Origin of the sequence: Mucilaginibacter gossypiicola, from assembly GCF_900110105.1 — a bacterium.
In the GTDB taxonomy this organism is placed as follows: domain Bacteria; phylum Bacteroidota; class Bacteroidia; order Sphingobacteriales; family Sphingobacteriaceae; genus Mucilaginibacter; species Mucilaginibacter gossypiicola.
Window position 1 is genome coordinate 242,891 of sequence record NZ_FOCL01000006.1, and the last position, 25,610, is coordinate 268,500.

General features: G+C 41.8%; 21 protein-coding genes. 16 read left to right on the forward strand and 5 right to left on the reverse strand.

Going from position 1 to position 25,610, the window contains the following annotated elements; all coding sequences use genetic code 11:
• Positions 1 to 32 precede the first annotated feature (32 nt).
• Positions 33 to 2,453 (reverse strand): GumC family protein, encoded by a 2,421-nt coding sequence (locus BMX50_RS21140; RefSeq protein WP_091213296.1) that lies wholly within the window; start codon positions 2,451 to 2,453, stop codon positions 33 to 35.
• Positions 2,454 to 3,239, reverse strand: a complete 786-nt coding sequence (locus tag BMX50_RS21145; RefSeq protein ID WP_091213301.1) for a polysaccharide biosynthesis/export family protein — start codon at positions 3,237 to 3,239, stop codon at positions 2,454 to 2,456.
• Positions 3,240 to 3,344: 105 nt separating this feature from the next.
• Here BMX50_RS21145 and BMX50_RS21150 point away from each other — a divergent pair, with 105 nt between their 5' ends.
• From BMX50_RS21150 to gap, 3 genes are all read left to right on the forward strand, one after another.
• Positions 3,345 to 4,082, forward strand: coding sequence for a glycosyltransferase family 2 protein (locus BMX50_RS21150; protein ID WP_091213305.1), 738 nt, complete (start codon positions 3,345 to 3,347; stop codon positions 4,080 to 4,082).
• A 77-nt stretch (positions 4,083 to 4,159) separates the two neighbouring features.
• Positions 4,160 to 5,263 carry an MraY family glycosyltransferase gene (locus tag BMX50_RS21155; RefSeq protein ID WP_091213310.1) on the forward strand — a complete coding sequence of 368 codons (1,104 nt, stop codon included), beginning with the start codon at positions 4,160 to 4,162 and terminating at the stop codon, positions 5,261 to 5,263.
• Between the two features lie 90 nt (positions 5,264 to 5,353).
• Positions 5,354 to 6,361, forward strand: a complete 1,008-nt coding sequence (gene gap, locus BMX50_RS21160) for a type I glyceraldehyde-3-phosphate dehydrogenase (RefSeq protein ID WP_091213313.1) — start codon at positions 5,354 to 5,356, stop codon at positions 6,359 to 6,361.
• Between the two features lie 14 nt (positions 6,362 to 6,375).
• On the opposite strand, the gene BMX50_RS21165 is transcribed toward gap, so the two are convergent.
• Positions 6,376 to 7,017 (reverse strand): hypothetical protein, encoded by a 642-nt coding sequence (locus BMX50_RS21165; RefSeq protein WP_091213317.1) that lies wholly within the window; start codon positions 7,015 to 7,017, stop codon positions 6,376 to 6,378.
• 193 nt (positions 7,018 to 7,210) lie between these two features.
• Here BMX50_RS21165 and BMX50_RS21170 point away from each other — a divergent pair, with 193 nt between their 5' ends.
• The 4 genes from BMX50_RS21170 (at position 7,211) to BMX50_RS21185 (ending at position 11,306) form a co-directional block, all read left to right on the forward strand.
• Positions 7,211 to 7,645: a GNAT family N-acetyltransferase gene (locus tag BMX50_RS21170; protein WP_091213798.1), complete on the forward strand. Its 435-nt coding sequence runs from the start codon at positions 7,211 to 7,213 to the stop codon at positions 7,643 to 7,645.
• A gap of 101 nt (positions 7,646 to 7,746) precedes the next feature.
• Complete coding sequence (locus BMX50_RS21175) at positions 7,747 to 8,937, forward strand: phosphoglycerate kinase (RefSeq protein ID WP_091213801.1); 1,191 nt, start codon at positions 7,747 to 7,749, stop codon at positions 8,935 to 8,937.
• 130 nt (positions 8,938 to 9,067) lie between these two features.
• The gene (locus tag BMX50_RS21180) at positions 9,068 to 10,783 is read left to right on the forward strand and encodes a GMC oxidoreductase (RefSeq protein ID WP_091213321.1); all 1,716 of its coding nucleotides are present in this window, start codon (positions 9,068 to 9,070) and stop codon (positions 10,781 to 10,783) included.
• A gap of 88 nt (positions 10,784 to 10,871) precedes the next feature.
• Positions 10,872 to 11,306, forward strand: coding sequence for a GNAT family N-acetyltransferase (locus BMX50_RS21185; RefSeq protein ID WP_167668049.1), 435 nt, complete (start codon positions 10,872 to 10,874; stop codon positions 11,304 to 11,306).
• Between the two features lie 40 nt (positions 11,307 to 11,346).
• Here the strand turns inward: BMX50_RS21185 and BMX50_RS21190 are convergent, their stop codons facing one another.
• On the reverse strand, positions 11,347 to 12,576 hold the full coding sequence (locus tag BMX50_RS21190; protein ID WP_091213330.1) for an endo-beta-N-acetylglucosaminidase H: 1,230 nt from the start codon (positions 12,574 to 12,576) through the stop codon (positions 11,347 to 11,349).
• A gap of 392 nt (positions 12,577 to 12,968) precedes the next feature.
• Here BMX50_RS21190 and BMX50_RS21195 point away from each other — a divergent pair, with 392 nt between their 5' ends.
• The 4 genes from BMX50_RS21195 to BMX50_RS21210 all read left to right on the forward strand — a co-directional run bounded on the left by BMX50_RS21195 (position 12,969) and on the right by BMX50_RS21210 (position 19,263).
• Entirely contained in the window at positions 12,969 to 14,840 is a 1,872-nt protein-coding gene (locus tag BMX50_RS21195; RefSeq protein WP_091213804.1) for a CocE/NonD family hydrolase, read from the forward strand.
• Between the two features lie 98 nt (positions 14,841 to 14,938).
• Positions 14,939 to 15,364 carry a hypothetical protein gene (locus BMX50_RS21200; protein WP_143065238.1) on the forward strand — a complete coding sequence of 142 codons (426 nt, stop codon included), beginning with the start codon at positions 14,939 to 14,941 and terminating at the stop codon, positions 15,362 to 15,364.
• 146 nt (positions 15,365 to 15,510) lie between these two features.
• On the forward strand, positions 15,511 to 17,973 hold the full coding sequence (locus BMX50_RS21205; RefSeq protein WP_091213336.1) for a TonB-dependent receptor: 2,463 nt from the start codon (positions 15,511 to 15,513) through the stop codon (positions 17,971 to 17,973).
• A 57-nt stretch (positions 17,974 to 18,030) separates the two neighbouring features.
• The gene (locus tag BMX50_RS21210; RefSeq protein ID WP_091213340.1) at positions 18,031 to 19,263 is read left to right on the forward strand and encodes a PepSY-associated TM helix domain-containing protein; all 1,233 of its coding nucleotides are present in this window, start codon (positions 18,031 to 18,033) and stop codon (positions 19,261 to 19,263) included.
• An 80-nt stretch (positions 19,264 to 19,343) separates the two neighbouring features.
• Here the strand turns inward: BMX50_RS21210 and BMX50_RS21215 are convergent, their stop codons facing one another.
• Positions 19,344 to 19,943 (reverse strand): GNAT family N-acetyltransferase, encoded by a 600-nt coding sequence (locus BMX50_RS21215; RefSeq protein ID WP_091213344.1) that lies wholly within the window; start codon positions 19,941 to 19,943, stop codon positions 19,344 to 19,346.
• A 317-nt stretch (positions 19,944 to 20,260) separates the two neighbouring features.
• Between BMX50_RS21215 and BMX50_RS21220 the strand changes: the two genes are divergently transcribed.
• From BMX50_RS21220 to BMX50_RS21240, 5 genes are read left to right on the forward strand one after another with little or no spacing between them, the layout of a single operon-like run.
• On the forward strand, positions 20,261 to 20,722 hold the full coding sequence (locus BMX50_RS21220; RefSeq protein WP_091213347.1) for a division/cell wall cluster transcriptional repressor MraZ: 462 nt from the start codon (positions 20,261 to 20,263) through the stop codon (positions 20,720 to 20,722).
• Positions 20,719 to 21,621 carry a 16S rRNA (cytosine(1402)-N(4))-methyltransferase RsmH gene (rsmH, locus tag BMX50_RS21225; RefSeq protein ID WP_091213350.1) on the forward strand — a complete coding sequence of 301 codons (903 nt, stop codon included), beginning with the start codon at positions 20,719 to 20,721 and terminating at the stop codon, positions 21,619 to 21,621. The genes BMX50_RS21220 and rsmH overlap by 4 nt, the downstream gene beginning before the upstream one ends.
• Positions 21,618 to 22,025, forward strand: coding sequence for an FtsL-like putative cell division protein (locus BMX50_RS21230; RefSeq protein ID WP_091213351.1), 408 nt, complete (start codon positions 21,618 to 21,620; stop codon positions 22,023 to 22,025). The genes rsmH and BMX50_RS21230 overlap by 4 nt, the downstream gene beginning before the upstream one ends.
• A complete protein-coding gene (locus BMX50_RS21235; protein WP_091213354.1) occupies positions 22,015 to 24,114 on the forward strand; it encodes a penicillin-binding protein in 2,100 nt (699 codons plus the stop codon). The genes BMX50_RS21230 and BMX50_RS21235 overlap by 11 nt, the downstream gene beginning before the upstream one ends.
• Positions 24,111 to 25,571, forward strand: coding sequence for a UDP-N-acetylmuramoyl-L-alanyl-D-glutamate--2,6-diaminopimelate ligase (locus BMX50_RS21240; protein ID WP_091213356.1), 1,461 nt, complete (start codon positions 24,111 to 24,113; stop codon positions 25,569 to 25,571). Before BMX50_RS21235 ends, BMX50_RS21240 begins: the two co-directional genes overlap by 4 nt.
• Positions 25,572 to 25,610: the final 39 nt, after the last annotated feature.

Sequence of the window (25,610 nt, forward strand, 5' to 3'; positions counted from 1 at the left end):
ATTTCAGTAACAATTTTTTTAAGTAAACAGGTTTATTTAAACCATCGTTTTAAATTCCACCATTTTTTCTTTTCATCATCAAGATAATAGCCAGATCCTTCATAACCGCTGTAATCTGAATAATAATAATAACGCGAACCTGCGTTTTCGCCGGTAAACTTGGTGGTGTAATATCTTGAATGCAGCAAATCCTCCTCAAAGGCATTTAAAACTATCACCGTATTATCCAGGTGGTACTCCTGAGCTATACGTTGAGGCACAGTTGCGGCATAATATTTTGATTTGCCCGAGCGGATCACGAAAACATTGATATCACTTATCCTGATAAGCGGTATAGCATCTGATACCAGCCCGATAGGGGCGGTATCAATCATTACTACATCATATCTCGTTTTAAGTATTTCAATTAAAGTACTCATCCGTTTGCTGTGTAACAATTCTGACGGATTAGGAGGCACCGGGCCCGAAACTATAAAATCAAGATTTTCCTGTCCCGAATGGCGAATGATATCATCAATTTCTGTTTGGTGGGCCAGGTAATTGGTTAAGCCAATGTCATTGGCTACGTGAAAAGTTTTATGCAGTCTTGAGCGCCTTAAATCGGCTCCGATTAGTATTACTTTTTTATCAATAAGCGAAAGGGTACTTGATAAATTTACTGCTACGAATGATTTACCTTCACCTGCCACTTCAGAGGTTATACAAATAACTTTACTCGCTTTTTCTGAAGAAAGGAAGCTGAGATTGGTACGTACAGACCTAACCGATTCGGCGAAAATTGATTTGGGTTTACTGATGGCAAGGATTTGCTCGCTACCTTCATCAATATCTTCAGGGAATTTTCTGATAACGCCCAGGATAGGTATAGTGGTAAGGCTTTCAATTGTTTCCTTGTCATAGATATAGGGGTTTAATACCCTGATGAGGATGATAAGGCCAAGGCCTATAGCCAACCCTAAGATGGTTGCCGTACGATGTATGTTATGTTCGTTGGGTGAAACCGGGTTAAAATTTGGTTGGGCAAGCTCGATGATAGTAGCACCCGGTAAAATTCCGGCGCGGCTGATCTGAGCTTCCAACTTTTTTTCAGACAAGAAGGAGTACACTTTATCATTAATATCAAAATCGCGCTGTAAGCTTACCATATCGCGTTGAGCAGCGGGTAAGGCTTCGATTGTTGAATTAACCTGTCCGAGCTGACCATCAAGAAACTGTAGGTTTTTTTCAATGCCGGATCTGATCTGTTTTATATTATTTAAAGCAGTGGTTTTAATTTGGATAATGCTTTGATTAATGTTTTGAACAGGCTGCGAATCGGCATTGTAAGTGGTTAATAAACTTGCCCTTTCCGTTATCAGGTTATCCAAACGGCCTACCAAAATCTCCAACGATGGAAGATTAGCACCGCCAACATTAAAGTTTAGGGTTACATTATTTTTTTCCTTGGTTATTTGAGTGCTTAGCTGATCAAGCGCTATTAATTGTATTTTTAATAATGATTTGTTTGATTCAAGCTCGGCTGCTTTTGTTGCTGAAGTGGTTGAAGCCGATGCTACATCAAGGATCTTAGATTTTTTCTTGTACTTCTCTATCGAACTTTCAGAGCCCTTTACTTCAGACGACAGATAGGCCAGCTGGCTGTCAATAAAGTCGATCATTTGTGAGGCCGACTGTGCTTTTTGGTTTCTGTCAAAAATCACATATTCGTTCATCACAGCATTGAGCGCATCTGCAGCAAACTGCGGATTTGAATCTGTTTGCTGAATGGCAATTATATTTGAGTTTTTTGCTGTTTCACCAGCATATAGGTTGCCCTGTATGCGACCAACAAAATCTTCGGGAATGTTGAATTTAAACAGATAAATTGTTTTGGAAGGAATTACACCCGGGTATTTGATCCGGAAACTTGTATTACCAATGCTTACAGCACTTCCGTAATTATAGTTGTTCTGAACCTCCTTTCCATTTAAGGTATAGGTAAGATTGAAACTTTGCGGGTTAACAGGTTTAAAAGTTATCAGGCTATGGAAAAAGTTAAGACTATCAAATTTTACCAGGGTAATATCAAGAGGCTTTTGAGGGTAAGTTTCTGATGTGCGTACCCTTCCCGAAATATAAAAGCTGATGCGATAATCAAGATCTTTTATAGCCGTAAGGATAAGGGTACGGCTGGTTAATACCGAAGTTATGCTTTGAATTTTTGACGGCCCGCGCTCGGGCGTGGTCATTACGCTGATAATGTCAGAGATCTCTGATTTTTTTTCTTCTACCTTAAGTGTACCGCCGGTGGCATATGTTTTAGGTGTATACCACAAATAGGCATAGGAAATAGCAGATGTAATAGCAACCGATGCCAATATCCAGTACCACCGGCTGAATAGTATTTTACCGATCTTAAAATAATCAATCTCCTGGTTGGGCAGCTTTCTTTGTACTTTTTCTAACTCTTCCATTTACCGATGAGAAAGCGTAAAAATAATTAAGGCAGTATTAAGCAGCAGTAACACCGGTTGTGTTATTACCGACAGGTTCTGCAATTTGTCGTTGCGTACGGCACGCTTGCTTTGTGCTATGTAAATAACATCGCCGCTTTGAAGTACGGCGCGGGGATCATTTATTGATTGAATATCCCGAAGGTTAATTTCAGTAACCTGTGGATTTTTCTGATTGCCCCTTATTATTTTTACGTTTGCTTCATTAGCCTTATCTGTCAGGCCACCTGCTTCACCAATTAATTCAACCAAAGTGGTCCTGTCTTTTGTTAGTGGATAGTTTCCCTGCCCTTTTATTTCGCCGAGTATAGTAACCTTAAGGTTAACAATTTTCAACTCGATTATGGGGTCTTTCAACAGGTTTTTACGGTAAAGTTCCTCAATTTGTTTTGCTGCTTCGGGCCTGGTAAGCCCCTCAACTTTTACATGGCCGATAGCAGGCAGGGCAACAGTGCCGTCGTCTTCAACCAGAAATGTCTGCCCTGTAGTGCCGCCCCCGCCTCCTCCTCCGCCGGCATTAGCAGAAGGTGCTTCATCAACAATATACTTTATACTTTGCAGGTTCCTGATCTGCAGTATATCCTGGGGTTTGATGCGGTACGGGCCTGCTGCTGCATCGCTTCCTTTCGATGCGGTATCAGTAACATTATACTTTTGTTCAAAAAGATATTGATATTGTTTGCTTGAGCAGGAGGTTAACAAAAAAAATATTCCAATAATCAGGCAAGTAGGTATATAATTGCGCATGTTCAGCTATAAAGTTCCACGTTATATTTAATATAATTAGGCCTCAAAGTCAAAATTACATAATTTCGGCTATTAATACGTTGTATTTTTCCCAAAGTTGCAAGATTGAAGATCTCGGTTGTCACTATTATTTATAATACCAAGGATACTATAAAAAGATGTATTGAATCCGTCATTAGCCAGGATTACAATAACATTGAGTATATTATAATTGATGGCGGCTCAACAGATGGTTCCCTGCAAATAATTAACCAATATAAATCGCATATTCAGGTTTTGGTATCCGAACCCGATCAGGGTATTTATGATGCCATGAATAAAGGCATCCGTTTGGCAACAGGCGAAATTGTAGGTACACTCAATGCCGACGATTTTTTTGCTGATCAGGGAGTTATATCGGAAGTGGCGCAAGCCTTTTCTGATAATGTAGCCGACATCATTTACGGAAACCTTGATTATATAAATTCTGCCAATAAAATTATCCGTAAATGGAAAAGCCACAAATGTGGAAAAAATTCCTTTAACCGTGGTTTTATGCCCCCGCACCCTACCTTTTACTGTAAGCGCTATTTGTTTGAAAAACACGGTTTTTACAGCCTTGACTACGGTTCTGCTGCCGATTATGAATTAATGGCGCGCTTTATGCATAAATGGCAGATAAGCAGCTTACATCTTAACAAGGTTATGGTTAACATGCAGGTAGGGGGTGTAAGTAACAGCAATTTAATAAACCGGATTAAGGCGTGGTCATTTGATTTAAAGGCAATGCGTGAAAACAATGTGTTTTTGCCTGTTTTAGCCATAGTACTTAAACCTCTTAGGAAAATTTTTCAATTTCTTTAATTTTTAGTTAACCTTTTATATTGTCTGCCGTATAAATATTTAAATGAATAAGCCGGTCACTAACACATTTATAGCATATGCTTGAATTTCTACGCTCTTATCATTTTGTTTATAATGTGCTGATAGTTGTATTTTCAACCCTGGTAACATTATTATGTATCCCTTCAATTTTACATGTTGCCCGTGCACGCCATTTATATGATGATGTTGGCCATTTCAGAAAGCAACATGACCATGGTATTCCCCGGTTGGGTGGTGTGGCTATTTTTGTAAGCTTTACCATTACTGTTTTGTTGTTCGGTATTATTGACAAATCACTGCCTATTAGTTATTTGCTTACAGCATGTATCATGTTGTTTGCCATGGGTTTAAAGGATGATCTTTCCGGGGTTAATTCCAGCACTAAGTTCATGATTCAGTTTGTGGTCGCCGCCATTTTGGTTATACCCGGAGATATCCGCATCAGCAGCATGTATGGGGTTTTTGATATTGCGGCACTACCATATATTCCCAGTGTAATATTGTCAATACTGGTTATTATGCTCATCATCAATTCGTTTAATCTCATTGATGGTATTGATGGCCTGGCCGCAACTACCGGTATCATTGCAAATAGCACTTTTGCTGCACTTTTTATTTATATGAAGCAGTATGAGCTTGCGGCAATTTCGCTTGCTATGGCTGGGGCTGTAGTTGGGTTTTTGCGTTTTAACATAACTCCTGCTAAAATATTTATGGGCGATACCGGCGCTCTGCTCATTGGCCTCGTAACGGCAGTAATGGCTATTAAGTTTATTGAACTGAGTAAAATATCCACGGTTAAACTGCCTTTTATATATACAGCACCCGCGCTAATTGTAGCCATACTGATAGGTCCTGTTTTTGATACGCTAAGGGTTTTCACTATCCGTATCTTAAATGGAAAATCGCCTTTTGATGCCGACAGGAACCATATTCACCATCGCATATTAAAAATTGGATTAACGCATTTGCAAACTACCCTTGTTTTGTCTTGCTTAAACCTGATATCTATAATAATGGTGCTAACTTTAAATGGCTTGAATAACTCATTGCTTATTGTGCTTATATTTTTACTGTCAATATCGTTTAACGGAGCAATAACTTATTTTATCCGTTCAAAAAAACGCGGGTTTTTGATGTTCAGAAATTTTGGTGATTGAAAGCCAATTGTAACCTGCAGGTAGTAATAAAGTAAATAATCAAATTAACCATCCAGCTTCATTAACTTTGATGCTTAATTACAGCATGCAATGAAGATAGCTATAAACGGATTTGGCCGCATTGGCCGCATTTTTTTAAGGAATATTTCATCGCACCCCGAAATACAGGTGGTAGCTATAAATGACCTTACCGATACGCAAACTCTTGCTCATTTATTCAAGTATGATTCCGTTCACCGCGGATTTAGGGGCGAGGTTAGCTTTGATGACAGTAGCCTTATTATAAATGGCAACCGCATCCAGGTACTTGCCGAACGCGACCCACTTAAACTGCCATGGAAAGCTCTTGATATCGATGTCGTAATAGAATCTACCGGTAAGTTTACCTCCAGGGAGGGGGCCGAAGCGCACTTAACCGCCGGGGCCCGGCAGGTTATTATATCTGCACCATCATCAGATAAAAACGTACCAACAGTAGTACTCGCTGTTAACGATAGACAGGTTGACTTGCAGGCGCCAATTCTTTCAAATGCTTCATGTACAACTAATAATGTTGCTGCAATGGTGAAAATATTAGATGAAAACTGGGGCATTATTGATGGCTACATTACTACAGTACACTCCATGACCGGTGATCAAAATCTTCATGATGCACCCCATAAAGATTTGAGAAGGGCAAGGGCAGCATCAGCCTCTATTATACCAACCACTACGGGTGCCGCCAAGGCCATCACCTCTATATTTCCGCATTTGGAAGGGAGGTTAGGTGGAGCCGGGATTCGTGTGCCGGTGCTTAACGGCTCATTAACTGATTTTACCTGCAGCCTTAAAAAGCAACCTACCATAACTCAAATTAATGAAGCCTTTAAGCAAGCTGCCAACGGGCCAATGAAAAATGTATTGGAGTATACCGAAGATCCTATTGTATCAACCGATATCTTGGATAACCCGCACAGCTGCATTTTTGATGCGCAGCTAACCTCAATTGTTGGTGGGCTTGTGAAAGTTGTTGGCTGGTACGACAATGAAATGGGTTACAGCAGCAGGCTGGCCGATTTGGTTGTTCAAATAGCCGAACTTAAAAAACAGCCGGCCTAAGCTGGCTGCTCAAGTTATTTTGTATATACAACAGTAGCCGTCACCGTTGTGGTATCCAGATTTTTACCGTTAGTATAATAGTATGCAGCAAAGCTGATTACATCTTTGGTTTGCTTTAGAATATCATTTTGTGCCTCAACAGCAAGATCATGTTGTTTGTACGCTTTTGAAAACTTCACAAGCCGTTCCAATACCAGTTTGGTGTACTGTTTACCATTGACGGTAGATGTAGAGGCCGATTTAATGGCAACATTATTTAAGTTATCATCAAGATAATTTGTTGCTGTTTGATTATCCTTATTGACAGTGGTAAAATTGAAATTACTGAGGCTTGACTTTGAAAAATCTTCTTTAAAATGTACAGCTGATGATTTTTGATAATCATCAGCGTTTAATATCAAATTTGCGGTTTCAGTGTAATTTAAATAGAGTGTGTCATTGCTTACTTTGGTAAGCACAACCTGGTTGGCAATGTCAAGCTTTACGGTACCCGATGTTATGCCAGTGTTTGTACCTGTATTTGTGCCGGTATTGGTATCTGTATTGGTACCTGTATTTGTGTTGGTTGATCCTTTAATTACTTCGGAAACTATATCTGTTTTTTTACAGCCGAAAAGTACGGTTGCGATAAGGATGCAGGTAAAATATTTTTTCATTTTAATCTCAGGTGTTTTCTCTCTTTTGGCAACAACTGTGCCTTACTCCTTATTTGTTTAATAGTAAGTAATAAGAAAATCCTTTTAATTGGTGGTTGGGGAGGCGCGGCGGCATAACGAAACATTAACCAGTAGTTATTATTTTAATGGGATTAAAATTCCCCATTTCGGGAAATTTCCCATTTTTGCAGGTATGATCAGGTTTATAAAAGTTGATGAGTTATTGCACGTACGCAACGAAGTATTACGTGAAGGTAAGCTCACTCTTGACGAATGCCGTTTTCCCTCAGATAATAACCAGGGCAATTTTCACCTTGGTTACTTTGTTGACGATGAATTGGCTTGTATAGCATCCTTTCATCGTCAAAGCTATGGGGAATTTGCCGGTGTTGGCTACCAGCTTCGTGGTATGGCAACAATCGAAAAATACCGGGGGCAAGGCTTAGGTAATCAGTTAGTTAACTTTGCCCTGGTTTACCTGCGCGGTCAACAGGCAGGTTACCTGTGGTGCAATGCCCGTAAAAAGGCGGTTCGCTTTTACAGTGGCCTTGGTTTCGAGATTGTTTCGCCCGAATTTGAGGTGCCGGGCATTGGCCCTCATCATGTGATGTATGTTAAAATAAGATGAAATTTAGGCGGATTGAAACAGCTTTTTTCGTTTTTCGTTAAGTATTTTGAATTAAAATGCTCAATTTGCGCCCGTTCATAACAAATGACCCTTTAATAGATATGAAAACAGTAGATCAAATTAGTTTTGCCGGTAAAAAAGCCCTGATCAGGGTTGATTTTAACGTGCCTCTTGATGAAAATTATAATATTACCGATGATAACCGCATGACGGCAGCTTTGCCAACCATTAAAAAAATATTGAAAGATGGCGGTAAAGTTATCCTGATGTCGCACCTTGGCAGACCAAAAGATGGTCCTACAGAAAAATATTCATTAAAGCATATTGTATCTCATTTGTCTGATCTGCTTGGTCAGCAAGTTCAGTTTGCTGATGATTGTATCGGTGAGCAGGCTATTGAAAAAGCAAAAGCGCTTGGTAATGGCGAGGTTTTATTATTAGAGAACCTTCGTTTTTATAAAGAAGAAGAAAAAGGTGATGTTGCCTTTGCAGAAAAACTTTCAAAATTAGGTGATGTTTACGTGAATGATGCTTTTGGTACCGCTCACCGTGCACACGCTTCAACTGCGATCATCGCCCAGTTTTTCCCTGAAGCTAAATTCTTTGGTTACCTGATGGCAGCCGAATTGAATAATGCCGAAAAGATTCTGAACAACGCACCTAAGCCTTTTACAGCTATTATGGGTGGTTCAAAAGTATCTGATAAAATTGAACTGATTGAGCGTTTGCTTGATAAAGTTGATAATCTGATCATTGGTGGTGGTATGGCTTATACTTTCGCTAAAGCTGATGGCGGTAATATCGGTACTTCATTGGTTGAGATGGATAAGCTTGACCTTGCATTGAGTTTAAGGCAAAAAGCTAAAGATAAAGGTGTAAACCTGTTGTTACCTTTAGACAACATTATTGCTGATGCTTTCTCGAATGATGCCAATACAGATGTGGCTAAAACCGGCGAAATAAAAGATAACTGGATGGGCCTTGATATCGGTCCTGAAACTGTTGCTTTATTTAGCAAAGTAGTTGAAGAATCAAAAACCATTTTATGGAATGGCCCTATGGGGGTATTTGAAATGGAGAAATTTTTAGGTGGTACTAAAGCCATTGCCGAAGCCGTAGCTAAAGCTACTGAAAACGGTGCTTTCTCATTGATTGGTGGTGGTGACTCTGCCGCTGCGGTTGCCAAATTTGGCATGACCGACGAGGTAAGCTACGTATCAACCGGTGGTGGTGCTTTGCTTGAGTACATGGAAGGTAAAGAGTTACCTGGTGTAAAAGCTATAAACGACTAATCCAAACTAAAATGAATATAAAAGCTCCGGTGACGGAGCTTTTTTTGTTTACGAGCGATCTCAACTTATACTTTATAATTGTTTAACTTCAAATTGAGTTTTTCGATATTGTATTAACCAATTATAAAGTATGGTCAACATTAATTCCGGAGGGGTAGCTCAACATACTTTTGATGCTATCGTAATCGGGTCTGGCATCAGCGGAGGATGGGCGGCTAAAGAGCTGTGCGAAAAAGGGCTAAAAACGCTGGTGCTGGAACGCGGCCGGAATGTTACGCATTTAAAGGACTATCCAACAGCTACTAAAAATCCCTGGGATTTTCCTCATCGCGGGCATTTACCAGAGGTTATAAAAAACGAAAACCCGATAGCCGGAAAGTGTTATGCTTTTAGCGAGGCTACAACTCATTTCTTTGTTAAAGATAAAGAGCATCCCTATGTTCAGGAAAAGCCGTTCGACTGGATTCGCGGGTACCAGGTGGGCGGGAAATCGTTGCTGTGGGCCCGGCAAACCCAACGCTGGAGCAGGTTTGATTTTGAGGGCCCGGCAAGGGACGGATTTGCCACGGCCTGGCCTGTTAGTTACCAGGATATTGCACCATGGTATAGCCATGTAGAGTTATTTGCAGGCATCGCCGGTAACAAAGACGGCCTGGAAACATTGCCCGATGGAGAGTTTTTACCTCCCTGGGAAATGAATGTGGTTGAAAAACATATTCAAAAAAGGATTATGGACGCCTATAAAGACCGGCATGTTGTTATCGGCAGGTGTGCCCATTTAACCCAACCGCAGTCCATTCATTTACAACAGGGGCGGGGCCAATGCCAAGCCCGGAGTTTATGTGAGCGTGGTTGTCCGTTTGGCGGATATTTTAGCTCTAATTCTTCAACCTTGCCCTGGGCGGCAAAAACAGGTAACCTTACACTCCGGCCCGATTCGGTTGTGCATTCAATTATATATGATGAAAAAAAGGGAAAGGCAACTGGAGTGAGGGTGATAGATGCACATACCAAAGTAGCAACCGAATATTATGCCCGGATCATTTTTGTAAATGCGGCTACCCTAAATTCCAATCTTATTTTACTGAATTCAAAATCATCCAGGTTTCCAAACGGATTAGGAAACGATAATGATTTACTGGGTAGGTACATCGCATTTCACAACTATCGGGGATCGTTAACTGCAACAATTGACGGATACCTGGATACTTATTATTATGGCAGAAGGCCTGCTGCGGTTATAATGCCAAATTTTAGAAATGTTTACAAGCAGGAAACCGACTTTTTACGAGGATATATGACGTTTTATACCGCCACAAGAAGCAGTTGGGGCCACGCAGTTGACAGCGATCAGATTGGCGCGGGGTATAAAGAAAATATTTCTGAACCCGGAGGTTGGAATATATACATGATGATGCAGGGGGAAACTATTCCGAAGGCTGCGAATAGGGTGAGCCTGAGTAAAGACCAAAAGGATGAGTGGGGAATACCTTTATTATCAGTTTCGGTAGATTATGATGATAATGACGTAAAATCATTGAACGATTTCTTACAGCAAGGTGCTGAGATGCTTGACAAGGCGGGCTGTAAAAACATAGCTACTAATGATAGTAAACAGGCCCCCGGCCTGGATATTCACGAAATGGGCGGGATCAGGATGGGGAACGATCCGCAAACCTCATTGTTAAACAAGTGGAACCAGTTGTATGCATGCCCAAATGTATTTGTAACCGATGGGGCCTGTATGACATCTACCGGAACTCAAAACCCTTCGCTAACTTTCATGGCCCTAACAGCCAGGGCTGCAAACTATGCTGCGGATGAATTGCGCAAAAACAATATATAGTTTTTGCGAAAGTTAAAGGGCTGTAAGCCTGTTAAGGAAACGAGGTGTTTCGATCTCCAATGGTTAATAAATAGTATTTTCGCTGGTATTGAAATCAAGCAATTTATATATCCGGCCATTTAATGAAGCAGATCGTGATAAGCTTAAGGAAATCTACCTGCTTTGCCGGATCCAGGTTTTTTATTGGATAGATAGTCTCTTATTTACATTAAACGATTTTGATGCTCATACCAGGGACGAGGACATATGGGTTGCCGAATGCGATGGTGGAGTAGTTGGGTTTATGGCCGTTTGGTCTCCTGATGCTTTTATTCATCATCTTTATATTGATGCAGCGCATAGGGGAAAAGGTATAGGCAAGGCGCTGCTTGCTTTGGCAAAGCAAACTTACCCGTCTCCGCTTAGCCTAAAATGTCTTGTAAAAAATGAAGCCGCTTTACAGTTCTACCGGGCTTTGGGTTGGGACGTTGCGGAAGAGGGTAGTGACGCTTTGGGCGATTATTTTTTAATGAAGAGTAAATAACAAACGGGCGGGACATTAAGTATATCCCGCCCGTTTTATTTTATTGAATTTTAACTGAAGTTACTACGTCATTCGCGTTTGGCGATAGTGTAGTGAAATTAGGCGTGTTTGCTGTTCGTGTCCATGATGTGCCGGTAGAGTTATCGTTCGAATACATCGTTACCGTCCAGCCGGTTGGAATTTTTACCGACGAAGCCCAGTTATCTACAAAGCCATAAGCCTGCAGTTGGGCAAGGGTATAGGTTCCTTTAGGTATGGCGCTTGTAACCGTGCCTCCGTAATTGATATCCTGATAAAAAGTTACCCCTGTAGTACTTGTTCCCGTATATACCGTAGGCTTACCGTACAATGCATTTGATACGCTTGTCAGGTAAGTATGCGAGTCGGTATTGGGCAGGTTATAATACAGGTAAATGCCATAGTTGTTATTAACCGTTTGTGTAGCCAGCGATGCCGCAGTTGATGAGCTGGTACTTTGAATATCAATTGCAGCAGGGCCAAGGTTAGCTGCGGTTAATCCCGGAACGTTTGGAACTGAATAAGTACCGTAAATGGCGTTCCAGCTATAGTTTACTTGAGAGCCTACAGTTACACCATTGTAGCTCAGGCGTGATGCTGCCGGCCCGTAAAAATAAAACGATATTATTTTAGTGGGCATCAGGTTACGTAAAGCGGTAACTAGGTAAACAAATGAACTGGCGTTAGGCTGGCCTGTACCATTGGTGCCGTAGTCGGCATATTCATCGTCAAAGTCAATACCGTCCAGTCCGTAAGTGGTAACTGCATTGCTTAACTGCTGAGCGAAATCATTTGCGGCGGCCTGGGTCGGGAAGTTGGAAATACCTGCACCCTGGTGGTTGCCCAAAATAGATAACAATACCTTAATACCTTTGGCCTGCAGGCTCTGAATATAGGTGGTTTTATTGTTAAGTACATTGGTTACCTGTGGGTTAAAATATAACACAGCTTTTTGTGTACCTGTGTCATAATTGATATTGGCCGCAAATATGATGGCTATATCAAAAAGTTGCTCTCCGGTTGAAAGGGTGTAGTTGCCCACATTGCGAATGTCATTATTGTTTACTTCTACATAGCAAACGCCTTTTGGACCGGTTACACCTATGGCATTGGTGCTTAACTTTGAAGGGCTGTTGCCTGCATCGGTAGGTAGCGCAGCTTTTTCCTTTTTACAGGCGGATGTGAGGAGTACAACTGCGCCTAATAAGGCGGTTAGTGTTTTTGTAAGGGGCAGATTAAGGTTTGTTCTCATAATTGTTGTTTTTTGTTAAAATGGTTATAAAAAGATTAATTGTTTAGCATTGCTTGGTTTACGTAAAGCCGACCCATGGCATGGCCAGGGGATAATCACTATCTCTTAAAAAAACTGTTTAAATATTTTAGGTTGCCGGGCGCTTAGGTCCTCGCTCCGGTATTATTTGGTTCAAGGTAATAGACCATTAAACGGGTATAATTGCCTACAGGTTTTAATTATTATTTTATAAAAACAGTATTATGGTTAATAAAGGTGCTTATTACACTTAATTTTAACTATAACAAAAACCTTTGTTCTGTAACAAAAAAGAGGCTTTTTGTAAATTGCAGCATGGTTAGTTGTCCTTTTTATTTTATTCGGCTACATTTGATTTGACTGACAAAAATTTTATGAAGAAAAATTTACTTTTCATTCTCTGCCTTTTGCTTTCGGCATCAGGTATTTATGCGCAGCCCAAAGCGCCTGATGCTGATTACATTAAAGCCAATTATCAGAAATATGAATACCAGATCCCGATGAGGGATGGTAAAAAGCTTTTCACATCGGTATACGTACCGAAGGATCAATCCAAGAAATACCCTTTCATGATGGACAGGACCCCATACAGTGTTGCTCCGTATGGTACCGAACTTTATAAAGGAAGCCTTGGCCCATCGTCATTATTCGCTCACGACGGTTACATCTTTGTTTACCAGGATGTACGCGGCCGCTGGATGAGCGAGGGTATTTACGAAGAAATGACACCCGAAAAGGAAGATCATAAAACCAATAAAGATGTGGATGAAGGAACCGATACCTATGATACTATCGACTGGCTGTTAAAAAACATTCCGAATAACAACGGTAAAGTAGGGGTATGGGGTATTTCATATCCGGGCTTTTACACTACAACGGCTTTGTTAAGCCGTCACCCGGCCTTGGTGGCTGCATCGCCGCAGGCTCCTATTGCCGACTTGTATCGTGACGATGCTTTTCATAACGGTGCATTTATGTTGGTGGCAAACTTTGGTTTTTATCCCGGCTTTACCAACAGGCAGGACGACAAACCAACTCAGCGCCGTGGTAAAGGCTTTGACGCGGGTACCGAAGACGGCTACGACTTTTTTCTGAAGATGGGTTCCGTAAAAAATACAAATGATAAATATTATAAAGACACTATCCGCCTGTGGAACGAAATGCTTGATCACCCTAACTATGATCAGCATTGGAAAGATCGTAATGTGCTTTATCATTTGCATGATATAAAAACAGCCGTGCTGGTAACCGGCGGCTGGTACGATGCCGAAGATTTATACGGAGCCATCAATACCTATAAAACATTGGTAAAGGAAAATCCTAAAACCCCGGTTTACTTTGCTATGGGGCCATGGGTACATGGTGGTTGGGCACGTGGTGAAGGAGATCATTTAGGCGATGTTGGTTTCGGCGGTTCTACCGGTCCGTTTTACCGCGAAAAAATTGAGTTCAATTTCTTTAATCACTATTTAAAAGGCACCGCAGATTTCGACCTGAAGCCGGTATCTACCTTTGAAACTGGTGTTAACGAGTGGAAAACCTATAATACCTGGCCACCAAAGGAAGCTACCGAGAAAAACTTGTACCTGCTGCCGGGCGGCAAACTATCATTTAGTGCACCCGCTGCTATAACCGATAGTCATGACGAGTTTGTGTCTGATCCAAACAAACCCGTGCCGTTCATCAACAGCATTGATATGGATATGAAGCGCGAATACATGACCGCCGATCAGCGTTTTGCATCACAGCGCCCGGATGTGCTTACTTATGAAACTGATATTTTAGATAACGATATAACTATTGCTGGTAATATCTGGGCCAACCTTAAAGTATCAACTACCGGTACAGACGCCGACTGGGTGGTTAAGGTAATAGACGTTTATCCCGACTCTACTAAAAACACCAAATGGGCAGGCAAAGACGTTTATCTGAGCGGTTATCAGCAAATGGTACGCAGCGAGGCTATGCGCGGTAAGTTCCGTAATGGTTTTGATAAACCCGAACCTTTTATTCCGGGTAAAGTAACACCGGTAAACTTTGAACTGCAGGATGTGCTGCACACCTTCAAAAAAGGGCACCGTATGATGGTACAGGTGCAAAGTACGTGGTTCCCGCTTATCGACAGGAACACACAGCAGTTTCAGGATATCATGAAAGCTAAGGATACCGACTTTAAAAAGGCTACGAATAAAGTTTACACCTCAAAAGCCAACCCGAGCTATTTAAAGGTTAGGGTTATTGAATAAACTATTTACAATGTAAGTGAAACAGCCTCATGTATTTACATGGGGCTGTTGCGTTTTATACCATAACGCCGTAAAGGTTATTAATTAAACCTATAACCATGCGTAAATACTTTATCTTTTTTCTGATAGCCTCAGTCTTATTGGGTTGTAAAAAGCACAACCAGCAAACCGGCTGCCCAAGCCAGGCCTGCACTACGGATTTCGCTGTGCTTTTTGTGAATTTTGTTGATAAGGATGGCCACATGGCATTTGGAAAAGATGTAAAGGCTGTAAATTTACGTACCAAACAGGCTATCATAGCCAAAGGAAATGGAGGACCTCCTTCAACAACTGTAGGCCCGCATTTGTACACCATCGCCACAGATAATAATAAAAATGAGTTCTCGACCGAAGGGGACGATGTAGAACTAACTGTAACTAATATCCAGACAGGAGTTACCCAAACCGTATTATTAAAAATTTCAGGCGGATGTAATTGCCATATAGCTAAAGTATCCGGGCCGGCTACTGTGGTGCTTAATTAGTATTACTTTTCTTCAACAAAGGAGCTGTGCAATAAATATTGTACAGCTCCTTTGTGTTTACTGTTATTTAAACTAATTATAAATAAAACTTGCAGAAAGGAAGTCTTTTTATACTTTTGCGCTTAATTAGACTTAATCTAAATAGAATGTTAAATAACCTTTACTACTCCCTGCGCACAATCCCATTTTTAATTTTATTCCTGTTTTTAAATATCTCGATCCTGAAAGCTGATGATGAAGGCAATAACGGTAAAATAACCGGTGTTGTTAAAACCAGCGATAATCAGCCGGCCTATTTTGTTAATGTGGCCATTAAAGGATTAAACAAAAGTACTACCACAACCGATAACGGATCATTCACTTTTAATAATATTAAGCCAGGTACTTACACCCTGATTGCTAAATACATTGGTACAAAGACAGAAGAGCAAACTGTAACTGTGGTTGCAAATAAAACAACTACAGTATCTTTTAAACTTTATGAAAGTTCAGCTGAGTTAAATGAGGTTGTAGTTTCTTCAACCAAAACCATTAACCGTAAAAACTTAAACATTGGCAAAATGAACGTATCGCCAATGGACCTGCCACAAAGTGTTACCGTAATAGGTCGCGATGTGCTTGATCAGCAACAGTCATTACGCTTAAGCGATGTTATTAAAAATGTGAATGGCGTGTATTTATACAGCAGCCGTGGCAATACCCAGGAAACATTTGGTGCCCGCGGTTATAACTTTGGTAGTAACAACATGTTTAAAAACGGTTTCAGGGTTAACTCGGGCGTTGTGCCTGAGATCAGCTCACTGGAGCGTGTTGAAGTATTGAAAGGCAGCGCTGCTTTATTATACGGAAACGTTGCACCCGGCGGTATCCTGAATATGGTAACCAAAAAACCTTTATTTGAGCAAGGCGGCAAGGTATCTATGACCTATGGCAGCTATGATCTTTACCGCCCATCGTTTGATGTTTATGGCCCTATATCTTCCAAATTAGCTTATCGTGTAAATGGTACCTATGAAAACGCTAAAAGCTACCGTGACAATGTAAAATCAGAAAGGGAATATATTAACCCTTCATTCCTATACAAAATAAGTGATAAAACAACCTTAATTGTTGAAGGTGATTACCTTAACTATGATTTTACCCCCGATTTCGGAACAGGGCAAATCAATAATGTTATCGCCAAAGTTCCGCGTAACAGGTATTTGGGCGCGTCATGGTCAACCGGTAATACCAAACAAACTACCGCAACCGCAACCATTAACCATCAGCTCAATAGCCTTTGGAAATTAAGCGGCGGGTTTTCATACCAACATTTTAACCGATCATACCAAACCACCGAGCGTGTATTACCTGACGCAAATGGCGACTGGGGCCGTACCCTCAACAGGGCCAGAACACTTGAAGACTACTATACTGGTCAGTTCAATATTACAGGCCAGTTTAACACAGGTGCGATTAAACACAACATTTTAGCCGGTGTTGATGCCGATTGGTACCGCAATAATGCTTATACTTATGTTGCTACGGTAAACAAGGTATCAAGTTACCTTGATCAAAATAATGCACCACAAAACGCTGTTTACGACAAGATCAATATTTTTGACCTTGATAAATACACGCTTCGCACTGATAAACCACAGATGAATCCGTTTTATAGCATCTTGACGCCGACCAATCGTTTTGGCGCTTATGCTAATGATCTCATTAGCTTGTCTGAAAAAGTTAAAGTGCTTGCAGGTATTCGCTGGTCATATCAATATGTATCACCAACATCGGTTAGCAATTATAATACACTTGCTACCGCAACTCAGGCCGCAGGTAAAGAAGATAAAGCATTTTCACCGCGTGTGGGCATCGTTTACAAACCAATAGCTAATACTGCGCTGTTTGCAAGCTACTCTAATTCTTTCATAACCAATACTGGCACCGATATCAACAACAATCCGCTTGATCCTTCAATGATCGATCAGTATGAAGTTGGTGTTAAAAATGACTTCCTGAACGGTAACCTGTCAGTAAACGTAACAGCATATCGCATTAAAAATAATAACCTGGCTCAAACTGCGCCATTCCAGGCCGATGGTGTTACACCTAACATTAATACCAATATCAAAGTGCTAAGCGGCGAAACAAGAAGCGATGGTGTGGAGCTTGATATCGCCGGTCACCCGGTAAAAGGTTTGGATGTGTTGGCAGGCTATAGCTATACCAACGCTAAATATACCAAAACAGGTACTGCAGTTGGCAGCAACATTGCAGGCCAGCCATTATTAAATACACCAAAGCATACCGCCAACACCAGCGTATTTTATACTTTTTATAACGGCGATTTGAAAGGGTTTAAAGTAGGTGCATCGGTTTATTACCTGGGCGATCGTGTTGCGGGTAACGCCAATACAGTAGGTCAAACCCAAACTATTTCAAGGTTAGTTAATGTATCGGGCTTTACCACGGTTGATGCTTCGGTAGGTTATACTTATAAAAAGATCTCTATTATTGGTAAGATCTCTAATATTGGCAACGTGCTTAATTATAATGTACACGAGAATTATAGTATTAACCCTATACCGCCAAGGCAGTTCTTAACTACATTGAGTTATCGATTTTAATTAATTGAATTTAACCGGGCATGGGAACATGCCCGGTTTTTATGCTTATAAAAACTGATGAAAGTATTTTTCCGCACCATCCACCTCTACTTAAGCCTTGCGGCAGGAGTAATCATTTTTTGCTCGTGCTTAACCGGTACCATGCTGGTTTTTGAAAAGGAAATTCAGCAGGCACTTAACCCTCAACGGTATTTTGTAAAACCCCAGGATAAAAGGTTGCCGATATCTGCTTTGACAGCAGGTGTTTTAAAGCAGATCCCCAAATCAAAACTGGCAACGGTTACCGTTTATGAGGACCCGGAGCGTACCGTAGAGGTTGCGCTTATCGTACCCGAAAAGAAGGATAAGAAAGCAGTTGGTGCTCCCAAAGCCGAAAAACATGCCGGCGCGTATACCAAAAAGGATGCTAAGCCAAAAGATGCCGAGCGCTCAAACCTTACCGCTTTTGTAAACCCGTATACCGGGCAAATAATTGATCAGTTTAACCGCAGGCAAACTTTCTTGTATTCGGTAGAAATGTTTCACCGTTATTTATTGGGTGGCAAAAATAGCCTGGGCGATTGGGTGATCAGCCTCTCAACGTTGTTTTTCCTGGTGATTTTGATAACGGGTGTAATACTTTGGTGGCCTAAAACCAAGGTTATTATGAAGCAGCGTCTTAAAATAAAATGGGGCGGGAGCGGCAAGCGTTTAACGCACGATCTGCATATTGTTACCGGTTTTTATACTTCTATATTCTTGATCATCATTTCGGCATCCGGCTTGGTTATGACCTTTAAATGGGCAAACAACACTTTGTTTTTCCTTACCAATTCAAAAGTTGTTACCAAAGAAGATATCAAAGCTCCGCTTTCTGTTTATCAGCCGGGAATTGCTGCTATTTCACCGGAAGCAGCTATTGGCGCGTTAGGTAGTAAAATAACTGATGCCGAAAATTTCACTATCCGTTATCCGAAGGATACAGCGGCGGTTTACACTTTTAATGTGCTCAAAAAAGGTTCGGTTGAACTGGCTACCGATACTTATTATATAGATCAATACAACGGTAAGCTTGCCGGCTCCGCCTTGTATGCCGACAAGAGCCTTGGCCAGCGTATCCGTGGGGTTATTAAACCAATTCATACGGGCTCTATTTATGGCTGGCCTACCCAGGTTTTAGCTTTTCTGATCACCTTGGTTTCGCTCATATTTCCGGTAACAGGGGTAATGATGTGGCTTAACCGCACGAGTAAGAAAAAGAAAAAGCCCGTTCGTAGCAGAGTGAAAGCGGTGTCTGCTGAGGTTATCTAAAATGAAAAAGATTATCTTTTCTCATCAGGACCGCTCTTAGAGGAGCCCTGATGAGATTTTTTATGTCGCTCGTTCCTTTTTTACCTTAAAGGTTCTCTTATCATGATCCAGTAAGGGCAGCCTGTAACTGGCTCGCTTACTTCCTTTGCTATTTTATACCCCACCCGTTCATAAAACCGGATATTTCGTGGAGTGAAGGTTTCGAGATAGGTTGGTATCCCGTTTTTATCTGTTTCGTTAAGCATTTCCATCAATAGATTAACCCCCAATCCCCGTCCCTGGTGACTTGGTTTGATCCCAGCTATCGACAAATACCAGGCATCGTACAATATCGGGTCAAGTTGTTTGCTCATGAACGAAACTATGGTTGAATAAGCTCTTAGTGCCGGTTCGCCCATATAGGTTGTTATAAAATCTTTCTTTAACAGGCTCTTTTCATTGTCTGCAGCAGGGTTTAAAGGTTGGCTCCAGATAGCGGCACCATAAGCAGGATCACCAGTAATAGTTAACCGGCCGTACTCTTCGCCTTCTTTCATGGAGTAATCCATATACCTCATTAGTATTTCCTGCTTTTTCTGCTCGCCGCCCGGAATATCCCGTAACAATTCTATGTAAAATGGGTCGGGGATGAGGGCTTCGTATAGCGCTAAAGCCAGGTCTTGATATTTATAGGTGTACATGCAATATATTAAGTTCAACGGCTTAATATACAAAATATTAGTACCCCACACCTGGTTAAGTAGTTGTAGTTTATGAAAGCGATGGCTCTGCAATAAATGGTTTTTTCTCCCACTTTTTTATGATTCAGAATTTATAGCCAATAGTTGTCGTAACTACTTGTTTATTAGTGGTTTTTAGCGGGGTGAAAATCTTGAAAAATCTTCAAAAAATATAAAACAGACCCGGCTAAAAATTGTTGAAAACTTTTAGTGGGGGAAAGTGGTAGAAAGTGGTAAAAGTATTTACTTTTACGTTACAAAATTGCCCAAGTCATACAATGTCGTTTTTAACCGGTGAATTTGAGTGTAAGCTTGATCCTAAATTTAGGATGATGATACCGGCTGGCCTTAAAAAGAAGCTTCCTGAACTGGAATCTGAAGGCCTGGTGATCAATCGCGGGTTTGAAAAATACCTCGTCATATACACTAAAAAGGAATGGGATAAACGACTTGAAGATTTGAGCAAACTTAATGAATACGAAGAGGATAATATAGCCTTTATACGATATTTTACCCGTGGTGCCACCGAGCTTATGCCTGATGCTGCCGGCAGGGTATTGTTGCCAAAATTCCTGTTGGAATATGCGGGTATAAAAGGGGATGTAGTGCTGGCTTGCCAGTTGAATAAAATTGAGGTTTGGGATGCCGAAGCGCACCGCAAACTGATGGATGATGAGCCCAAAAGTTTTAGCGCGTTGGCTAAAAAAGTAATGGGTGGTAAAAATAAGGAGCAGGAATGAGTGAGTACCATGTACCGGTAATGCTGAGGGAATGTATTGATGGGCTGAATATTGATCCGGACGGTACTTATGTGGATGTGACTTTTGGAGGTGGTGGTCATTCGCGCGAGATTTTGAAGCACCTGGGCCCAAAAGGCAGGTTGATTGCTTTTGATCAGGATGCTGATGCGCAGCGTAATATAATTGATGATGAGCGTTTTGTTTTTGTAGATCAGAATTTCAGGTATCTCAAAAACTTTTGCCGTTTACATGGCGCTATTCCTGTAAATGGTATTCTGGCCGATTTGGGTGTATCATCGCACCAGTTTGATGAGGCCGATCGCGGGTTTTCCATCCGGTTTGATGCCGAGTTGGATATGCGTATGAACCAGTTGGGCGAGCTGACTGCAAAGGATGTGGTGAATAATTATTCGGTGGCCGACCTGCACCGGATCTTTGGTATTTACGGCGAAATTCAAAATGCCAAATCATTGGCCGAAACTATTGCCACCGCAAGGTTAAATACATCGATAGTAACTATCGCTGATCTGAAAAATGTGATCAGCGCACGCATCCCGAAAGGAAAAGAAAATAAATACCTGGCACAAGTGTTCCAGGCATTAAGAATAGAGGTTAATCAGGAACTGGAGGCATTGAAGGATTTTTTAATGCAGTCGGCAGAAGTTTTAGCAGTAGGTGGCAGGCTGGTGGTGATGTCATATCACTCGCTTGAGGACAGGCTGGTAAAAAACTTCATCGCCAAAGGCAAGTTCAGCGGCGAGGTGGAGAAAGACCTTTATGGAAACGATAATAAACCGCTTGATGCTGTAAGCCGCGGAGCTATAACGGCATCGGCAGAGGAGATAACCAATAATAACAGGGCACGGAGCGCTAAGTTAAGAATAGCTGTAAAAAAATGACCAATCGTTTACGTACAGAAATTCAGGAGGAGGAAGAAGTTGAGGAGGTAATTGAGGAAAGGCCTGCAAGGGAATTGCCGGATAACTTCTTTACGCAACTTTTTACAAGGGGCTTTCTTACAACCGAGAAGGCTACCAATGCTTTGCCCTTTGTTTTGTTTTTAGCCTTTTTAGGTATGGTGTACATTGGTAACATGCACTATGCCGAAAAATCGGTACGTGAAATTGATGCGCTTACCAAAGAGGTTAAGGAGCTTGGTTGGGATTATAAATCAACAAAGGCCGATATGGCTTTTAAAAGCACGCTTACTGAAGTGGCCAAGCGTGCAGATACTTTGGGCTTGAGTCAATCCGTTGATCCGCCGGGAAAAATAACAGTGAAGGAGGTGGCAGATGGGAATTAGGACTAACATATTGGCCAGGGTTTATTTAGCCTTTGGTCTTGTTTTGCTTTTGGCCATTGCTGTTGTGGTTCAGTTGTGTCGCCTGCAATATGTTCAGGGCGATAAGTGGAAGGCAATGGCTGCTGATCTTTCGGCACAATACCAAACTGTTGAAGCAGCAAGGGGTAATATTTTTTCTGTTGATGGAAGTTTGCTGGCTACTTCGGTGCCGGAGTATGAACTGCATATGGATATGCTGGCTGGTGGCATAGCATCGGATACCGCTTTTAATAACAATATCGACCTGCTGGCTGCAAAGCTGTCGGGTATGTTTGGTGACAGGTCGGCAAGAGATTATTCGCGTGTGTTGCGCGAGGCACGCAGGGATAGTTCACGTTATGTGCTCATCAGGCGTAAAGTATCGTACCAGGACCTGAAAAAGATCCGCCAGTTTCCTGTGTTTAACATGGGGAAATACAAAGGAGGGTTAATTGTTATTCAAAAAAACAGGAGGATCCTGCCGTTCCAGTCGCTGGCGGCGCGTACTATCGGTTATAAAAACGAAAACGTAAAGAACCCGGTTGGTCTGGAAGGTGCTTATTCGTCATACATTAATGGCGAAAGCGGCAGGCGTTTAATGCAGCGGATCCCCGGTGGTATCTGGATGCCGGTTGACGATGATGACGAGATAGCGCCTAAAGATGGCGCTGATATTATTTCAACCATCAACGTAAACTTTCAGGATGTAGCGCAGGATGCTTTAAAAAAACAACTGGTAAAAAGCGCGGCCGATCATGGCTGCGTTGTGCTTATGGAGGTATCTACCGGCGAGATCAGGGCTATTGCCAATTATACCCGCACCAAGGATGGCGATTATAAAGAGCAAATGAACTATGCTATCAGTAACGCTATTGATCCTGGGTCGACCTTTAAACTGGCATCGTACATGACCATGCTCGATCAGCATAAGATTGATACCAGCACCATAATCAATGCCGAAGGTGGTAAATATAAATTCCCGAAAGGGCCAACCATTACCGATACCGAGCATGATAATTATGAAATGTCGGTTAAGCGTGCTTTTGAGGAGTCATCAAACGTGGCGGCTGCAAAATTGGTTGATAGGTTTTACCACAATAATCCGTGGGAGTACATTAATAAATTATACAGCTACCACCTGAACGAAAAACTTCAACTGCAAATTCAGGGCGAGGGCAGGCCGGTAATTAAAAATCCATCAAACCGCAGCTGGAACAAAAATTACAGCTTGCCAGAGATGGCTTATGGTTATGAAATGAATATTACGCCGCTGCAAATGCTGGCTTATTATAATTCGGTTGCCAACAATGGTAAAATGATTGCGCCGTTGCTGGTTCGAGAAATTCGCAGATTGGGCAATCCTATTGAGCAATTCCAGGCAAGGGTAATTACTGAGCAGGTTTGTTCCGAAGCAACTTTAGGTAAAGTGCGCGGGATGCTTGAAGGGGTGGTGATGAATGGTACCGGTAAAAATGTTATTAAAAACAAGCTATACAGTGTGGCGGGTAAAACCGGTACAGCACAGGTGGCTAACGGAACAAAAGGTTATAAGGATAAAAAATATCAGGCCTCTTTTTGCGGCTATTTCCCGGCCGATCATCCTAAATATTCGATGATTGTGGTGATTAATAATCCAACCCAGGGCGATTACCTGGCTGCAAAAGTTGCCGGTCCGGTGTTTAGGGAGGTGGCCGACAGGGTGTATGCTAATGACCTTGATATTAATCAAACCTCGCAGGCGCATTACGTAGGTAATACGGTATTGCCGCAGGTAAAGCAGGGAAATATGAAAGCCCTAAAAAAGGTTTATTCAAAACTGGGTGTTAAACCGCTGTATGCATCGGCTAACAGTACTGTTGATACAAGCAATGGTATCCCGTTTGAGGAAGTAAAATATAAAAACGGTACCGTGCCATCGGTAACAGGCATGGGGCTAAGCGATGCGTTATACGTAATGGGTAACGCTGGTTATAAGGTAACTGTGCGCGGAAGCGGGATAGTTACCACTCAATCGGTTACCGGAGGAAGTGCAATACCAAAAGGATCACGAATTTTAATAGAACTGCAATGAGGTATTTAAGCGATGTAATTGATGGACTGGCCTTCACTGAGTTGCAGGGAAGTGCTGACGTGGAGATCACGGCGATAGCTTTTGATTCGAGGGCAGTGATTCCTGGGGCAATGTTTGTTGCCGTAAAAGGAACTCTTGTTGACGGGCATGATTATATTGACCAGGCCATCAAAAAGGGCGCTGTAGCAGTAATTTGTGAAGATCTTCCGGCCCATACCACAGGCGAAGTTGATTTCCTGATGGTAGCCGATTCGGCAGTAGCATTAGGCATTGTAGCCGCTAATTTTTATGATAACCCATCGGCCAAATTAAAACTGGTTGGGGTAACGGGCACCAATGGTAAAACAACTATCGCAACACTGCTATATCAGCTGTTCCGCGATCTGGGATATAAATGTGGCTTGCTTTCAACTGTTGAAAATCAGATAAACGGTAAAGTGATCCCATCAACTCATACAACACCTGATCCGGTTGAGCTAAACAATTTGCTTGCCGAAATGGTGGATAGCGGTTGTGATTATTGCTTTATGGAAGTTAGCTCACATGCTATTTCACAAAAGCGTATTGAAAGTTTGGTTTTTGCGGGTGGTGTGTTTACCAATTTAACGCACGATCATTTGGACTACCACAAAACCTTTCTGAGGTATTTGAATGCCAAAAAGGAATTTTTTGATGGTTTGCCTAAAGATGCTTTTGCACTTACCAACAGCGATGATAAAAATGGTAACGTGATGCTGCAAAACACAGCAGCACATAAAAAAAGCTATGGCCTTAAAACCATGGCCGATTATAAAGCCCGCATCCTCGAAAATCAGTTCAGCGGCTTGTTACTACAAATTGACGGCGAGGAAGTATGGTTTAAAATGGTGGGTACATTCAATGCTTATAACCTGTTAGGAGTTTATGCTACTGCAATGCTGCTTGAGCAGGATAAAGCTAAAGTACTTACCAGCTTGAGCAAACTTACAGGTGCCGAAGGTCGCTTTGAGTATATCACCGCTCCTAATAAGGTGGTAGGTATAGTTGATTATGCGCATACGCCCGATGCCGTACAGAATGTACTAAGCACTATTCATGATATCCGCAAGGGTAATGAGAAAGTGATCACAGTAATTGGCTGCGGTGGCGACAGGGATAAAACCAAACGCCCCATTATGGCTAAAACTGCCTGTGAATGGAGTGACAAGGTAATCCTGACATCCGATAATCCGCGTACCGAAGACCCGGCGCAGATCATCAAAGAGATGGAAGAAGGTGTTGACCCGGCATTTAAGCGTCATACGGTAAGCATCATCGACAGGCATGAGGCTATTAAAACGGCCTGCATGCTGGCTAATCCTGGTGATATTATACTGGTAGCGGGTAAAGGGCACGAAAAATACCAGGAAATAAACGGGGTGAAAAACCACTTCGATGATATGGAAGAACTGGAAAACCGGTTCAAAGATTTGGTGTAAAAGACGGGGCAATAGCGAAAGCGGTTGGTTAGATTAAGA

What these genes read in the sequence shown, in the direction of transcription:
- BMX50_RS21140 (WP_091213296.1), bottom strand. Translation starts at nt 2,453, where the DNA reads ATGGAAGAGTTAGAAAAAGTACAAAGAAAGCTGCCCAACCAGGAGATT.
- BMX50_RS21145 (WP_091213301.1), bottom strand. Translation starts at nt 3,239, where the DNA reads ATGCGCAATTATATACCTACTTGCCTGATTATTGGAATATTTTTTTTG.
- BMX50_RS21155 (WP_091213310.1), top strand. Translation starts at nt 4,160, where the DNA reads ATGCTTGAATTTCTACGCTCTTATCATTTTGTTTATAATGTGCTGATA.
- gap (WP_091213313.1), top strand. Translation starts at nt 5,354, where the DNA reads ATGAAGATAGCTATAAACGGATTTGGCCGCATTGGCCGCATTTTTTTA.
- BMX50_RS21165 (WP_091213317.1), bottom strand. Translation starts at nt 7,017, where the DNA reads ATGAAAAAATATTTTACCTGCATCCTTATCGCAACCGTACTTTTCGGC.
- BMX50_RS21170 (WP_091213798.1), top strand. Translation starts at nt 7,211, where the DNA reads ATGATCAGGTTTATAAAAGTTGATGAGTTATTGCACGTACGCAACGAA.
- BMX50_RS21175 (WP_091213801.1), top strand. Translation starts at nt 7,747, where the DNA reads ATGAAAACAGTAGATCAAATTAGTTTTGCCGGTAAAAAAGCCCTGATC.
- BMX50_RS21180 (WP_091213321.1), top strand. Translation starts at nt 9,068, where the DNA reads ATGGTCAACATTAATTCCGGAGGGGTAGCTCAACATACTTTTGATGCT.
- BMX50_RS21190 (WP_091213330.1), bottom strand. Translation starts at nt 12,576, where the DNA reads ATGAGAACAAACCTTAATCTGCCCCTTACAAAAACACTAACCGCCTTA.
- BMX50_RS21195 (WP_091213804.1), top strand. Translation starts at nt 12,969, where the DNA reads ATGAAGAAAAATTTACTTTTCATTCTCTGCCTTTTGCTTTCGGCATCA.
- BMX50_RS21200 (WP_143065238.1), top strand. Translation starts at nt 14,939, where the DNA reads ATGCGTAAATACTTTATCTTTTTTCTGATAGCCTCAGTCTTATTGGGT.
- BMX50_RS21205 (WP_091213336.1), top strand. Translation starts at nt 15,511, where the DNA reads ATGTTAAATAACCTTTACTACTCCCTGCGCACAATCCCATTTTTAATT.
- BMX50_RS21210 (WP_091213340.1), top strand. Translation starts at nt 18,031, where the DNA reads ATGAAAGTATTTTTCCGCACCATCCACCTCTACTTAAGCCTTGCGGCA.
- BMX50_RS21215 (WP_091213344.1), bottom strand. Translation starts at nt 19,943, where the DNA reads ATGTACACCTATAAATATCAAGACCTGGCTTTAGCGCTATACGAAGCC.
- BMX50_RS21220 (WP_091213347.1), top strand. Translation starts at nt 20,261, where the DNA reads ATGTCGTTTTTAACCGGTGAATTTGAGTGTAAGCTTGATCCTAAATTT.
- rsmH (WP_091213350.1), top strand. Translation starts at nt 20,719, where the DNA reads ATGAGTGAGTACCATGTACCGGTAATGCTGAGGGAATGTATTGATGGG.
- BMX50_RS21230 (WP_091213351.1), top strand. Translation starts at nt 21,618, where the DNA reads ATGACCAATCGTTTACGTACAGAAATTCAGGAGGAGGAAGAAGTTGAG.
- BMX50_RS21235 (WP_091213354.1), top strand. Translation starts at nt 22,015, where the DNA reads ATGGGAATTAGGACTAACATATTGGCCAGGGTTTATTTAGCCTTTGGT.
- BMX50_RS21240 (WP_091213356.1), top strand. Translation starts at nt 24,111, where the DNA reads ATGAGGTATTTAAGCGATGTAATTGATGGACTGGCCTTCACTGAGTTG.